A 16809-nucleotide genomic window follows, 5' to 3' on the forward strand; every position below is an offset into this window, starting at 1 on the left:
TTATTATGAATTCAAAAAGAAATTCTTATCTATCCGCCCTGGTCATGATGCTTCTGTTCGCATCCTTCTCTTATGCTCAGACGGCTGCGCCTAAAGCCGAAAACAAGTCTAAGTTATTTGAAGATACCACAACCGACAGCGACTATCTTACCTCTATTGAAAAAGCCGGAGATGTACTCGAATCAGCGGCCAATGATGCTGAATTTGAAGGGAACACTTTTCATTTGTTTGGAGAAATCAAAAGAACCGAAAGCAAACTGGACCTGATACTGGCCAGTTTAAAAGGGGCGAATCCAAATGCGCGGAACCAGCAGATGTACCGTATTGTTTTAAAAGAAATCGAACAGGAATTAAACGAGCAGAATACAGCTATTAATTCGCGTAATGCCAATCTTGAAAAAATCAAAAACAGAATTATTGACCTGCGTAAAGACAAAACCTTATTTACACTTATAAAAGATACCACTCTGAGAAAACGATTCAAAACCGAATTGACCAATCTCAGAAAAAGATACAAGAAAACCGATAGTCTCATGACTAAAAATCAGGAGATTTTAAACAACAAAAAAAGACTGACAGTCGAACACAAAATTGCGGTTTCGAATGCTTTGATGAACGTAGAAACCAAACTGGAAAAATCGGGCATCAGCATTCTTAAAAAAGAATATCCGTCGTTATGGAGCAGTGATACGACTTCTAAAAAGGCCGCTACCCAAAACATCAAAGCCAAGATCATTATAGAAGAAAAAGTCGCCGAATATTATTCCGGTTACAAAGCGGGAGGCTTACTTACTTTGTTCTTTTTTATGGGGCTGCTGGGCTGGTATATTTTTAGAAATTTAAAATACCTGAAAACCAACGGCCATATCGAAAACCTGGATACATTTAACTTTAAATACCTGAACAGAGGTGTTATTTTACCTGTCGCCGTAATTGGTTTAAATATAGCCGTAGTAAGTAATTTGTATGCTCCTGCCCTCTTTTTAGAATTACTTCATCTGGCTTTATTAGCGGTTCTGAGCATCATTTTTAAGAATCAATGGACCAGCGTTTCAATGCGAAACTGGTTATGGCTTTTAGGATTATTTTTTGCGCTCTGTTTCCTTGACTTGTTTATTGGTGTTGGACTATTACAGCGCTGCTCTTTCATTGCTATTAATGTTTTGGGAATCCGGTATGGTTTTGCCCAGATCAAAAGTTTAAAAGACCAGTTGTATATCAAAGGATTTTTTAAATGGGCCAGTATTATTTTTATCGGTCTTAACATCCTTTCTGTACTTTATAATCTTTTTGGCAGGGTTTCACTTTCTAATATGCTGAGTTTAACTGCTTTTATTTCGCTTACACAGATTGTTGCCTTAAGCGTTCTGCTGAAAATTATTCTGGAAATCATCCTTTTACAAATTTATACGACAAGGGTAAAACGGGGTATTGAAAAGATTTTCGATTACGAAAATTTATCTGACACCTTAAAAAAACCTTTTATCATTATCATCAGTTATATGTGGCTGGTGGTTATTGCCTCTAATTTAAACATCTGGGAATCTTTGCGTTCTTCTCTGGGTGCTTTACTCAGCCGTCCCAATACAGTAGGAAGTATAACTTTTACTCTGGGCAATATTGTATTGTTTTTTATTATTGTCTGGGCCGCTCATTTACTGCAGAATTATGTAGCGTACTTTTTTGGCGAAATCGAAGATGAAAACGAAGAAAATATCGATAAAAGACAGCATTCTAAATTACTCATCACAAGACTTATTGTTTTAATTGTGGGGTATCTTCTGGCTGTGGCTGCTTCGGGCATGCCTCTGGATAAACTAAGCATTCTTTTAGGTGCTTTAGGTGTTGGTGTCGGACTTGGTCTGCAAAACGTCGTGAACAATTTTGTTTCGGGTATTATTTTGATTTTTGACAAACCTATCCAAATTGGCGATGTGGTAGATATCAGTTCAGAATCCGGGCGTGTAAAATCGATGGGGCTGCGTACTACTAAAATCAATGCACCAAATGGTGCCGAAATCATTATCCCGAATGGTAATTTACTGTCGCAGAACATTACCAACTGGACGTATACGGATAATTTTAAACTCGTAGATGTTGCTATCGAAATCAGCGGCGATGCTATGCCCGAAGATATTAATGCTGTTATTTTAACTTCTCTCGAAAATCTGCCATTGGTAAACAATACCAGAACACCTCAGATTTATTACAGTTCTATTTCTGACGGAAAATTCAAAATACAGATTAAATTCTGGTGCAGTATTTACAGAACCGAAGAAACGATCAGCACAGCCAAACAAGTTTTATTCAGTAATTTTAAAGCTAAAGGACTGACTTTTTCGACTTAATTTTTCTCTATTTGATTTTTATAAAAAGGGCAAAATCGTAATGATTCTGCCCTTTTATAGTTCTGGAAAGTTAAACATCAAATGATTGAAAAACTTTTATTTTAAAAAAACACCAAAATGAGGTTTCCCGTAAAGAAAAACGAATATAAAGGTTAATATTTACACTCAAATCTGACCTTTTCTCAACTTCAGGAGACCCAAACCTTTGATGGTCTCATTTATAATCACTACAAAAAAAACATAATCATTTAATAATAAAACAGTTAAAAAAATGTAAGTTTTTCTTTCAAATTTTATTTTTATTTAGTCTAATTTATTGTTTATTTGTATTAATAATACCCACTTAAAACTGAATATTCCAAATCTTAACAAATCTCTATGAAAAGAAAATTACCTTTTTTGTTTATCCTCTTGTTGAGCAATTATATTTTAAAAGCCCAAGATAATTATCCTAGAGAAACGCCACTATCAAGCAATAATGCTGTAGCACTTAAAAATGCAGGAGACATTCCTGTTAATCTCTTTACTGGACAAGCAAATATCAACATTCCATTAACAAAAATACAAAATGGCCCTATAGAGGTAGATGTAAGTCTAAACTATGAAAGTTCCGGAGCCAAAGTAAATTCAAAACCTACCTGGGTTGGCCTAAACTGGTATCTTATGGCTGGAGGGGTCATCAACAGAAATGAGAATGTAAAATTCGATGAATACAATTTTAAAGGATATTTGGATAAATACACTACTTTATCTCCTTCTAACTGGAATACACCAGCTTTCCTAAGTACTTTGAAGAACACAGCAATTGCAAATGAGGTAGCTCCGGATGAATTCAGTTTTAATTTTAATGGTATGTCAGGAAGTTTTTTTTTAAATCATGAGGGCAGATGGATTGTAAAATCGAAATCTGATTATAATTTTAGGATTTCACATGTTGTAACGACTAATTATGAAATTACTGCCAATAATTCAAAAACTTACAATCTAGCCAGAACTATAACATCCTTCACTATAATTGCTGACGACGGAACAAAATATATTTTTGGACAATCTGCAAATGCAATAGAATTCTCATATGGACAAACAACGATAGTTTTAAGTGATCGTGTACAACCTCAGTACCAAATACAAACTTCGGCCTGGCATCTTACTCAAATTATTGCCCCTACTGGACAAGAAATCAGCTTCAATTATAGTAAATTTTGGGAGTCCAATACTGTTTCTTCTTCTTCTATTAGTGATCCTGTTCTTATATCAGGTACCTTCCCTGTTTTAACTGATATAAATTATCCAAGAAGAATAGCAATATCCTCTTCTATCCTGGATAATATTATCTGTAACAACGGAGTATCCTGTTATTTTAATAGATCTGTTAATTCAATGTATTTGCCGCAAGGCCCTACTATACCTGCACCAGCTGTACCTCAGGGAACTTCTATGGGAACTTCTCCTGTTTTCGAAAATTATCAATTTTTCCATCTTGATGGCATACAATTAAAATATAACAATTCAATAGTCAATAATATTAGCCTCTCTTACCTAAAACAAACCGGAATAAGAAATAAACTTCAAAAAGTTTCTTTTATCTCCCCGGATGGATTAACAACTTTAGGAGAATATTCATTTGAATATAATTCCAAAACTCTTCCGGCAATTACTTCAATGTTAGAAGATCATTGGGGGTATTATAATGGTAAACGCTATTGGGATATATTTTATTCTGGTTACGCCTCTAAACCATTACCCGATGAAGCTCAATATTATCAATCACGCGAACCTGATGGAAATTTTATGGATGCAGAAATTTTACAACGAATAAAATATCCGTCAGGAGGATACAATGATTTTTTATTTGAACCAAATGAATATTCTAAGTTAATAAAGCTAAACGAAGCCTCACTTACAACAACTACACCACAACTTTTAATTGAAAATCAAGTTTCTAACAAACTTGGAAGCGGACTAAGAATCAAAAAAATTTCTACATATGAATCAGCTGGAAGCATACCAATTGTTAAAGAATATTTTTACAATACAAATTCGATAAATGGTGGAGCTGTCTCAAGTGGAGTTTTAAATATGAAACCCGACTATATGTTTAATAATTTAAACTATACCTTTTTTAATAGTAAAGCTTTTAATATTGTTAACAATCAAAGTCCTGTTACTTATAGTGAGGTTATGGAAAAAACAGGAACAGGATACACCATAAGTACTTATTCGAACCATGACAATGGATATCTAGATAAGCCTGCAACAACTACTGTTACATTAAACACTTTAAATCCCTGGTATGTGTATAGAATGTTTTCGACATTGGATTTAGAAAGGGGGTTGCTTTTAAATCAAAAAATATATGGCACTTCAAAGACTATTGTAAAAGAGATAAATAATGAGTACAATTCAGATCCAAATCGTTATAATACCTGTGTAAGAAATGTTATTGATGTTCTCTATGATAAATTCACGGCTGTTCCAATCTATACTTTTTTCCCTTACTTAAAAAAGAGTGTAGAAACAGATTATTACAGCCAAGGGTCTGTAACAAATTTAACAGAATATCAGTATGATCCTAACTACAGACTTTTAATAAGCAAAAAAGACACCTATGCTGACGGACAAATAAAAGAACGTCGTTTTCAATATCCAATAAATGTCTATTTAGGTCAAAATCAAGAAGAAGATTCTGAACTAGATGACCTACTCTACATGGTTAACAATAATGTTATTTCGAAACCAACTGAAATTATAGATTTAATCTACAAAAATGGAGTACAATATGTCATTGGAGGGAAGCTATTTTTCTATGAAAACCTTTTACCAGAAAAAACTTTTGATTTAGCCTTATCAACACAAACTCCTTTAACAAATTTTGCATCTTCTTATGGAGATTTTCTTGGGTTTCATTATAGCAACAAATATAAACTTACGAATAGTTTTTTATATGATAACAGAGGGAATCTAATAGAAGAAAAACCAAGAACAGGTCCGGTTACAAGTTATGTATGGGGATATAACAAGCAATATCAAATAGCTAAAATTGTTAATGCAACTTATCAGGAAGTTACTAACACATTGGGAGCAGTAGATTTAAAATACCTAAATGATGGATATCGCTATGTTGTTGTGCCGCCTAATCCACAATTGCAATTTAAAGCATTCACTGATGCTGAAATTAGAGATATGTTAAATCCTCTTAAAACAGGATTACCAAAATCACAAGTGACAATCCAAACCTTTGCACCACTTATAGGTCGAACAAGTGTTACAGATACAAAAGGAGATATGGAAACTTACATATATGATGATCTTAACAGATTAAAAATAACAAAAGATAAAAATCAGAATATTTTATCTGAAAATGAGTATCATAATAAAAACTAATTCAAAAAATAATGAAAAAATTAAGCTTACTGATATTTATATTGTTTCCTATTTTTCTTTTAAGCCAAACTCAGACAGAAAATTATATCAAAACTACCATATATAAAAAACCAAGTACATCAACAACCATAAACCTGTCCAATCCCTCAGATGCCAAAATAACTGTAAATTATTATGATGGTTTAAATCGCCTTGTTCAGAAAGTTGAAAATAAAAAATCCTCATCAGAAAAAGATATTGTTACTTTGATAGGATATGATGTTTACGGCCGTGAAGAAAAAGAATACCTTCCTTATGTCCCGACAGATGGTACATCCTTAAATTATAAAAACAATGCTTACTCAGAAGTAGAAACTTTTTATAACACAGCTAAATACGAAAATACAACGAATCCATATTCTCAACAAGAATATGATTCTTCACCTTTAAACTTAATATCGAGAAAAGCATCGCCAGGAAATGATTGGAAAATGAATAATGGTCATGAAATTAGATTTGAGTACCAAACCAATACAAATACTGATCAAGTAAGAAATTTTAAAGTATCTTTTATTTCAGGTGACAAAGAAAGTCCTAAGCTGGAAAATGACAGTTTCTATGGTCCTGGTCAATTATTTAAAACAGTTACTAAAAATGAAAACTGGCAGGCAAATCAGACAGACATTAATAATAATACTGTTCAGGAATTTACTGATAGCGAAGGACGCTTAATACTAAAAAGAACTTTTGGAACCGTAGGTAATGGTGCTTCTACTGAAAGATATGACACTTATTACGTATATGATGATTTTGGTAACCTAACTTTTGTAATCCCTCCCAAGGCAGCTGACCTTATTGTAAATAGTACTGCAAATGTTCAAGCAGATATAACTTCTACTATCACAGTAACATCCGCAAGTCCTGCTTTAAATTTGACCGCTACAAAATCTATTCTTCTTTCACCTGGGTTTAATGCCCAGTTGGGCAGTACTTTTACTGCTAAAATTGTTCTGAGCATCCAAAGTATTTTAGATGATTTATGCTACCAATATAAATATGATTATCTAGACAGACTTGTTGAAAAAAAATTACCTGGTAAACAATGGGAATATATGATATATGATAAATTAGACAGGCTGATAGCAACAGGCCCCGCTAATTCTCCTTTCAATAATTTAACTTCAACTGGATGGTTAATAACTAAATATGATGTTTTCAACCGAGCTATATTAACTGGATGGATATCTAACACTACAAATTCAAGCACTCGAAAAACAATACAAGAGACTCAGAATAATTTAGAAGGAAGTGCAAACGAAACTAAAATTGATACTAATGTAAATACTACAATTCCTTCAAGTATGGGGGTACCCTTCCGATATACAAATTTAGTCTGGCCAACCTCAGATTATCACATACTAACAGTTAATTATTATGATGATTATAATTTTCCTAATGCCCCTATAATTCCGACTACTGTAGCTGATGGAACCCAAGATGTATATTACAACACTTCTGTAAAGCCAAAAGGTTTACCAACAGGAAGTTGGGTACGTGTTTTAGAAAGCAGTACGGCATATCGAAATGAGCAGACCTATATCTTATACGACAGTAAAGCAAGACCTATTCGCAGCTATACTAAAAACTTCTTAGGCGGGTATACTTATGTTGACAGTTACATTGACTCTTTTTCAGGACGATTGGAAAATACAATTACAACACATAAAAGACTTCCTGAAGATATCAACGAGTTTAAAACAGCCGAAATTTATACCTATACAGAGCAAGATAGGCTTTTAACGAAAGCTCACTATATTTACGGAATGCAGGTACCTGAACTACTGGCGAGCTACACATATGATGAACTAGGACAATTAATCTCAAAAAAAACAGGTAACGATATTCAAAACATTAATTATACATATAATATTAGGGGATGGCTAACAGAAATAAACGATATAACTTCCCTAACAAAAGCTGGTGATCCTAAAGATTTATTTGCCTTTAAAATAAACTATAACAATCTAAGTGCAGGTATATCAGGAGCAAATCCTTCATATAATGGCAGTATTTCTGAAACACTCTGGAATTCAATATCAGATGGAGCTTCAACCACAAGAGCTTACGCATACCAATACGATACTGTAGATCGTTTAAAAAATGCTATTTATCAAAAGAAAGTTAATAATTCTATTGTAACTGATAGCTATACAGAAAGAATAAGCTACGATAAAAATGGAAATATTTTAACATTAGCACGTAATGGAAATTCAGATTCAGCTGTTCAGCAAATTGATAATTTAGTATACTCTTATAAAAATGGAAATAATTCCAACCAATTAAGCAAGGTATCAGATGCTGCCCCAACAGCTTACAAAGATTATGGATTCGTTGACGGAATAAACTCCGATGATGATTATTCTTACGACTCATCTGGAAACATGACTATTGATAAAAATAAGGGAATAATCAATGGAAGTTCAAATGCCATTATTTATAATCATCTTAATCTTCCTACTAAGATATTTTTTGAAGCAAAAGGGAGTATTATTTATATTTATAATGCTCTGGGACAAAAATTACAAAAAGAAGTCACTCACATTTCTCCTTCTAATACAATCACTACTGAATATTTAGAAGGATATCAATATGAAAACGGTATTCTCAAATTTTTTCCAACAGCAGAAGGCTATGCAGAGCCATCTGGAAGTTCTTACCGATATATTTATCAATATAAAGATCATGCAGGCAATATTCGTTTAAGTTATACCAAAAATAACACAACAGGAACTTTGGATATTCTTGATGAAAATCATTATTATCCTTTTGGTTTAAAACAAACAGGATACGGAGCTCCCATAGTAAGTTCCAGTTATAAATACAAATACAGCGGAAAAGAATTTCAAGATGAGCTAGGCCTGAGCTTCTATGATTTTCAAGCCAGAAATTATGATCCATCTCTTGGTCGCTGGATGAATATGGATCCTGCTTCTGAATATCTTTATGAATTTTCTCCCTATACCTACGCTTTTAATGATCCATTAAATTTTGTAGACAATGATGGTGAATTTCCAGGACCTACAGGTGCAGTTATTGGAATTTTAGCTGATTATATAGGACAAGTTGGTGCCAATTATTTTTTCGGAGATAAAACAAGATTTAATCTTTTTGACTCAATGACTACTAATATAAATTGGTACTCAATTGGTATTTCTGGAATTACAGGTGCTGCAACTGGAGGAATAGATTCTTTAAAAAATGTTTTAACTAGTGGTGTAGGTAAACCTATAGCTCAAAAAATGATTAATCACGGTATTGATATTTTAGTTAATACTATAGGAACGGTTGCTGCTGATTATCTAAACAAGGATAATAAAACAGAAAAATACGACTTTTGGAAGTCTCTTACCGGAGGATTAATATCAGCAAGTTTAGAGAAGGTTATTCCTGCAAAATATGTTGACAAACTTGAACAAAAACTATTTAGAAAAATGAAGGTCAATGCAAATAAAATGGCTGAAATTAAAAACAAGCTTCCTAACCTGACAAGAAAAAAGACTATTCGAAAATGGACAAATAAACTTAATCAGGTTACTGAAAAATATAAAAATTACAGAGATGCGTGGGCTGGTGTTAAAACAGTGAACGATAGCTATAAAAAACTAGGGGCAAGTGCGTTAACAAACACTACACTATATTTATTAGACAACAATAAATCAAAAAGCACGGTTGAGGTCAATAACATATCTGAAGGAAAAATACTGCATGAAGACTAAAGTTTATACAAAAAATCAAATTTATATAATTGCTATCATTTTATTTGGGCTACTATACTCTACCTTTTCATCTATACAATATGAAAAAAGTATTAGAAATGGAGTTCTAGTACAGAAACTTATAATAGGTCACAGTTGTAAGCCATTTACTAAACTTGCTTCAAGCATAATGATAAAAGAAGGTAATAAAAAATATAATATTCACTTAGATTATGAATATTGCATTAAATACTCAGTAAATGATAAAATAAAACTTATATATGATAAAAAGAGAGATATTTTCATTTATCCTGTTAGGTCTCCAATTTATGCCAATACCTATTTTTTAGGTATTACATTCCTAATTTCATTAATTCCTTGGTGGTACTTAATTAATCGATTAATAAAAAACTATAATATATAATTTAGTTAAAAATTCAAAAAACAAATCATTTAATACTAATATAAAAACAGGCCAAATAGCCTGTTTTTTTTTAAATTGTCTTTTTCTACAATGTCTAAAAGTAACTTTTTTATTTATTACATCTGCTTTAATAGTAATATTCATTAAATTTAAATCTTAACGGAAACGAATGCTTAATTGGATAGTAAAGTAATCCCTGTACCTTAATTATTATCGGATCTCAAATAGAGCTAAATGCAGAAGACCGCATGATAATCAAAAGAAAAAAAATATCTCAGGCTCTTTCTCTTTTCAAAAATCTTCTGACGGAAAATTCAAAATACAGATTAAATTCTGGTGCAGTATTTACAGAACCGAAGAAACGATCAGCACAGCCAAACAAGTTTTATTCAGTAATTTTAAAACTAAAGGACTGACTTTTTCGACTTAATTTTTCTCTATTTGATTTTTATAAAAAGGGCAAAATCGTAATGATTCTGCCCTTTTATAGTTCTGGAAAGTTAAACATCAAGTGATTGAAATACTTTTTATAAAAAAAAATACACCAAATGAGGTTTCCCGTAAAGAAAAATGAATATAAAGGTTAATATTTGTATAGTTTAAAAATTTTTAAGAAGAATTTCTTTAAAATTTAATCTAATAAAACATAAATATCAGTAAATAAGACAATTACAAGAACAAAAAAGAATAATACATATCTTACTAAATTAACATCAAATTAATTACTTTTGTTAAAATTATCCTAAGAAACAAAAATGAAAAAAATGCCTTTGTATGCTGCGGGTCTCGCAGTACTTTTAAGTATTATCGCAATCTATTTTGCAAAATCAAGTTCCGAATTAGTTTATGTAGATGTAAACAAATTAATTACCGGATACAGTAAAACAAAAGTAGCTAAAGCTGAGTTTGACAAAAAAGCAGCTCTAATGAAAGCCAATGTTGACTCTTTGATCAGTAATTGGCAGAATGAACTCAAAAACTACGAAAAAGAAAGAACTTCTCTCTCTCCTAAAGAATTAAAATTAAAACAGGAACTATTATCCAACAAACAGCAGCAGATTAATGGTTACCAGGAAGCTATCCAGAAAAAGATTGAAGAAGAAGACAAAAAAGTAACCCAGACCGTAATCAATGATATTAACGATTATATCAAAGAATATGGAAAAGACCATAACTATAAAATCATATTTGGTGCCAGCGGCGGCGGAAACATTATGTATGCCGACGAATCTACCGACCTTACCGAAGAAGTATTAAAAGGCCTTAATGCTGAATATGATAAAAAATAAATTTTTACTATTTCTTTTGCTGCTATTCATTTCCTCCTGTAACAAGTCATTTGATACACCAGAGGAAATGAATACGTATATACAGGAAGAAGACAACGGCTACCTCTACAAAAAAACGATAGCCGGTGTTGATTATGTTTTACAATACCGTCCAACCGATTTATTAGTAAAACAGGAACTGGGAGATAAAACGGATCCGGCACAAATAGAAAAGTTCAGACAGCAGTACAATAAGTATATGTATTTCAATCTTTCTATGTCAAAAAACAATCAGGAACTATTAAACGGAGTTGTGCAGGATAAAGCCAGATTTGGACAAATGGTCAACGAACTGGCTTTTGGAATGGAAGAAAAACTGCATGTATACACCCCCGCAAAAGACACCCTTGCCCTAACCGATTTTATTTATCCCCGAATGTATGGGATGAGCAGCTCTACCTCTATTATGATTGTATATCCCCGTGACGAAAAATACCTCAAACAGGAATACCTGAATTTTGTAATCGAAGATTTAGGACTCGAAACCGGAGATGTAAAGTTTAAACTCAATACCAAATCCTTAATAAACGAACCAAAATTAGCTTTTTAAACCCAAAAACTATGATCCAATACCGTAAACGTCATCGTATTATTGCTACTTTTTTTCTGTTGGTATTTTTTCCGACATTATTACCTAATAATTTATTTGCTTCTAATAATGGGCCACTCGCTCCGGAAGCTGCCAGTTTTGAACCTGTTGATGCTACTGATATGGTTAACCTGGCAACTGGAGATATGTCATATGTGCTGCCATTATTGAATGTACCAAGCCCTGAAGGAGGCTATCCTTTGGCTTTATCATATCATGCAGGTATTGCTATGGATCAGGAAGCATCCTGGGTTGGTTTAGGATGGAACTTAAATCCAGGTGCTATAAATAGAAATATCAATAACACTCCTGATGATTGGAATAATGGAAAAAGCATAAATTTTGCTTATTCCAATTTAGGAAAACAAGAAGCAATTTCTATTGGGGTTGGTGTCAATTATAAAATGTTTAATCTAGGATTAGATTATACTTTTATAAATGGTAAAGCAAAAGGAGGTATTGTATCATTTGGAGTTGGTGATTCAAATTTTGGACTAACTCAGGGTATCGGTTTTGGTTCATATTCAGGCGACTATACAACAAGTTTAACTTCCAGCGGAGTCACTCTCTCGGCTTCTGGTGAAGGTGTTGGAGTATCTGTAATGGGACTCCCTGGCATATCACTTAAGATGAAATCTCAGGGTGTATCTTTTCAAGCAGGGTCTAACAGCTTAAATATAGGAGCACTAGGGGTTGGTTACTCTCAAACTAATTCAACAAACCCACACGGGGTTAATTCAGTAAGCAGCTCATTTAACCTGGCATTACCAATAACAAATATTTTTCAAGTAAGGTTTAGATTCTCTAAAAATGAGTATTCGATGCTTGATTCGCAAACATGTAACATTAATGGTGTCTTATATTTAAAAGATTCATACAAAATTTTAAATTCCACTACAAAAGAAAACTATAAAAATGATTATATGGATGCCAATAGTATTTCATTGTACTTTAAACATAAAACCGACTCAAGAAACGGAGGCGTCAAATTTTCGGCCCCAACACCAAGTTATGACCAATATAATGTATCGGCACAAGGATTAATTCAAAATATTCAGCCTTTGCTATTAGATAGTAAAACATTAATATTAAACTCTGAACAGCAAAATTCTTATTGTACTGATGATTACTGTTCTGCAGGTATTAAAGACAGACATCACATTGGAGAAATGTTTTCAACGAAATTTATGGAACAACAAAATATCGAAGAAAATAAAATTCATTTTTACCCGTTGAACACGAGTTCATCTTACATTGATAAAAAATTTGGTGACTGGACAATAAGTAATAGCACTTTTAATGACATTACAAATATTACAAATTCAGAAATAGTAAATTCTACAATAAGTGAGGGTTCAGAGGCCTATTCTAATTATAACAACTTAAAAAACAGGCTAAAAAAAGAAAGCTTCACAGAGTGTTATACAAATGAACAAATTAAAAACAACCCTAGTTTAATAATCGAAGCTAGTAATTTTAACAGAAATAATGCTTCAAATTTTGCTCCCAAAGGTATAGGAGCTTTTAAAATTACAGCGGTGGATGGGAAAGTTTACCACTATTCACTTCCTGTTTATAATTTTGAAACTATTATTAGAAGTTACAAAACAACAAGTGGAGAAGATAACAGTTTTATTGAAAAAATCGATACTCAGCCATATGCAACCAATTGGTTATTAACTGCAATAACAGGTCCCGACTATATTGATGTTAATTCCAATGGCAAAGTAGATGATGCCGACTATGGATATTGGGTTGATTTTTCATATGGAAAGTGGAGTGATGGATATCTTTGGAAAAGAGAATCTGTTAATGATAAAGAAATTAGTACTTCTGTCACTCGCAGAGCTTATTGTACAGAGTCTTCAAATGCAAATACAACTTCAAGAGCAATCGGTGTTAAGCAACTATATTATTTAAATTCAATAAGTACACGTACTAATAAAGCCTTATTCATAAAAAGCGAAAGAACAGACGATATAGGAAATTCAATAACAAAATCAAATACCTTTAATGATGTCGAAAGTGCTGTTGTTTATAATTCACAATATGCAACTGGTATATATTTCACAGAAACCAAATACAACTATAATGTAAATATTACGGGGAACTTTAAAAGTTTAAAATTGGACCGAATAGTTTTGATAAATAAAAGAGATGAAAACTTATTCCCATTAACACCTCAAGAATCACCTGAAAACCAAACAACTAACAGTGTAAACTTCAAAACCATAGCTCAACAATCAAATATTCTAGGACAAAATTTAGGAACAACTGAAGTCGTTTTACATCAAAGAAACTGGATTGGAGGTACATACAGTAATAATGTATATTTAACAAAAAACGCAAATTTATCTCTTCTTGAGTCAAAATCGATAAAAACTTTTGAATTTAATTATGATAATTCTTTAGGCAAAAAGAATAATATTGGTAAATTATCATTAAAATCATTAGCAAGCTATGGAAAAAATCATGTTGCGGTATCTCCCCCATATTATTTTGACTATTATATAAATCGTGATTTCAATAAAGATAATTATGATTTATGGGGGTATGATAAAGATTTCCCCTTTAATTATAGCCTAAAAACCATTAAAACACCGTTAGGAAGTTCAATTGGCATCGAATACGAAAAAGATGACTTTAGTGCTGTATTAAACAATTTCAATACTAATGTTTCTTACAATCCTATAGCTAAAAATTTTGTACGTACTAATAATGGGTACAATGGAACTATAGAAGTACAATGGCAAAACCCCTGTTACACAGTTGGACAAATTTATAAATGCCTAAATCCCGGAAATCAGATTAGCGTAACTTTAAGCAAAGATAGTTACACTCCATTTACAACTACAGCAACAGTTAATAGTGTCGCAAACAACGTTGTATACTTAACCTTTAGCTCTCAAGTTCCTAGTTATTATACTGGTGACTTTTATTGTCCCCCAAATAGAAGAACTGGGGCAGGAAATTCTTATGGTGCTGAAATTAATGTAAGTAATTGTGATATACAAGATGAGTTAATTGGAAGATGTAATGATTCCAGAGGAGGAATCAGAGTGAAAAATATAGATGTAATTGACAATAATAAAAAAACAACTACTTCTTACGCATACAACAAACCTAACTCAACGATATCATCAGGAGTTACTGCTTCAACGCCATATGTAAAAAATGATTTTAGTACTTTTTTCTCAAATGGAGTTGTTTATGAAACCGTTACCGTTACTTCAAAAGATAATGACAATACTATTCGTGAAAAAAATATTTTTCAATTTAATGTATTAAAACCAAATAATGATTATACACTTGATGGAAGTAATGGTGAAAATCAAGTTGGTAATTTCGAAGCATCAGTAACAGCAACTTATGGAGATTTTTTACAAATAAATTCTAATGAAAAAATAAGAGCCTTAGATATTCTGGCAGATAATTCGGGTTCATATAACTATATAGCCAAGACAGCTATTACAAAAACTTCAATTATAGATAATACTTCTAAGATTGGCGAGTTACTTTCAATAACCAAGTTAAATTCAAAGGATCAAGTTTTAAGTAAAGAAACTTTCCAATATTCAAATCCATTCAATGACACCTTTGGGACTTATGGCGAGGCCTTTAAATCTTACAGATCTCATAAAGTTATTCCTGGAGTATCTCCCGGAGGGAATCCTGTAGGGTCAACATCTTATGAGTATTTTGTAAATGCTTTAAATTACAAATCAATCCCTTCAATATTATTGTCAACATCAAAAACAGATCATAATAGAACTGTAACTACAAATTATACCAAACGCGACTTTCTTACAGGTCAGGTATTGGAAACCACAACCAAAACAAGTGATGGTCAAAATGTAAAAACAAAAATGATACCTGCATATCAAAAATATTCAGGGATGGGATCTAAAGTAGACAATCTTAATAACAAAAATATGCTTTCGCAAATTACTGCTAACTACAACTATATTTTTGATAAAAATGATGTAAACAAACCATGGAAAGAAACTGGCGTAGGCATTACGACCTGGAGCAATGTGTGGGCTTATAAAGATATGGCCGGAGCAACACAAGAAGCAACAGGAATCAATGAAAAGATTTTTAGAAAACATAAAACTTATACCTGGAACGGCGAAAGAGAAGCACAGGGGACCCTTAAACAATATAACAGTATAAACGATGATGGCTTTATATGGGATCTTCCTTCTGCTGCTGGGAATGATGTCGTGCAATCTGCAAAATGGAAGCAGCTCTCTGAAATTATGTTGTATGATCATTTTTCTACACCCCTTCAAACAAAAGATATTAATGGTAATTACTCATCGACGAAAATGGGGGATAACAATACCAAAATAACTGCGGTTGGAAATGCAGGGTATAACGAAATATTCTATGCTGGCGGTGAAAGTGCGCTAATGACAGGTTTTACTAATTTTATAGAGCCAGAAGTGATAATGAACAATGCTTCAATAACCCCTGCTTATTCTCATACAGGTAAAAAATCGATTGCTGTAACATCAGGTTCTCAATTTGGAGTGGCTATGAGAAGCGGCCAGCATAGAGCTGGCAGATATAAAGTATCCGTTTGGGTTGAAAAATCAAATGCTTCAAAAGCCAGAATAAATAATAACAATTCTATTATAGATTTTACCGAATCATATCCTGCCGGAAACTGGGTATTAAAATCTGGTTATGTAAATGTAACAGCAGGGGTACATTCCATCTATTTAGTTTCGGCAGATACTTCTATAGTATATTTTGATGACCTTATGATCCGTCCTGTGGCTTCCTCAATGACCGGATATGTTTATAATGAATGGGATGAACTCATCTCCCTTATTGGAAATAATGGCTTAGCGACACGATATGAATATGATGCGTCCGGAAGATTAATTAGAACTTACGCGGAAGTTTTAGACGACACAGCAAACAATGTGGGCGGAGGTTTCAAACTGGTTAAATCAAACACTTATAACAATAGATATTCAAACTAATACAGTAATAA

The 16809-nt window shown here is 32.5% G+C and carries 6 protein-coding genes; all 6 read left to right on the top strand.

The window, feature by feature from the left end:
- Positions 1-5 precede the first annotated feature (5 nt).
- The 6 genes from ACODST_RS07580 to ACODST_RS07605 all read left to right on the top strand — a co-directional run bounded on the left by ACODST_RS07580 (position 6) and on the right by ACODST_RS07605 (position 16798).
- Positions 6-2348, top strand: a complete 2343-nt coding sequence (locus ACODST_RS07580; RefSeq protein ID WP_488931511.1) for a mechanosensitive ion channel family protein — start codon at positions 6-8, stop codon at positions 2346-2348.
- 378 nt (positions 2349-2726) lie between these two features.
- Positions 2727-5732, top strand: a complete 3006-nt coding sequence (locus ACODST_RS07585) for a hypothetical protein (RefSeq protein WP_488931512.1) — start codon at positions 2727-2729, stop codon at positions 5730-5732.
- 11 nt (positions 5733-5743) lie between these two features.
- Positions 5744-9487, top strand: a complete 3744-nt coding sequence (locus ACODST_RS07590) for a DUF6443 domain-containing protein (RefSeq protein WP_488931513.1) — start codon at positions 5744-5746, stop codon at positions 9485-9487.
- A 1158-nt stretch (positions 9488-10645) separates the two neighbouring features.
- Positions 10646-11179: an OmpH/Skp family outer membrane protein gene (locus ACODST_RS07595; RefSeq protein WP_488931514.1), complete on the top strand. Its 534-nt coding sequence runs from the start codon at positions 10646-10648 to the stop codon at positions 11177-11179.
- 67 nt (positions 11180-11246) lie between these two features.
- A complete protein-coding gene (locus ACODST_RS07600) occupies positions 11247-11768 on the top strand; it encodes a hypothetical protein (protein ID WP_488931515.1) in 522 nt (173 codons plus the stop codon).
- Positions 11769-11779: 11 nt separating this feature from the next.
- Positions 11780-16798, top strand: coding sequence for an RHS repeat domain-containing protein (locus ACODST_RS07605; protein ID WP_488931516.1), 5019 nt, complete (start codon positions 11780-11782; stop codon positions 16796-16798).
- The last annotated feature ends 11 nt before the right edge of the window (positions 16799-16809 follow it).

The organism is Flavobacterium sp. FG19 (assembly GCF_057809475.1).

Excerpts from the sequence above, each read along its gene's own strand:
- ACODST_RS07590 (WP_488931513.1), top strand. The coding sequence starts at position 5,744 with ATGAAAAAATTAAGCTTACTGATATTTATATTGTTTCCTATTTTTCTT.
- ACODST_RS07585 (WP_488931512.1), top strand. The coding sequence starts at position 2,727 with ATGAAAAGAAAATTACCTTTTTTGTTTATCCTCTTGTTGAGCAATTAT.
- ACODST_RS07605 (WP_488931516.1), top strand. The coding sequence starts at position 11,780 with ATGATCCAATACCGTAAACGTCATCGTATTATTGCTACTTTTTTTCTG.
- ACODST_RS07600 (WP_488931515.1), top strand. The coding sequence starts at position 11,247 with ATGAATACGTATATACAGGAAGAAGACAACGGCTACCTCTACAAAAAA.
- ACODST_RS07595 (WP_488931514.1), top strand. The coding sequence starts at position 10,646 with ATGAAAAAAATGCCTTTGTATGCTGCGGGTCTCGCAGTACTTTTAAGT.
- ACODST_RS07580 (WP_488931511.1), top strand. The coding sequence starts at position 6 with ATGAATTCAAAAAGAAATTCTTATCTATCCGCCCTGGTCATGATGCTT.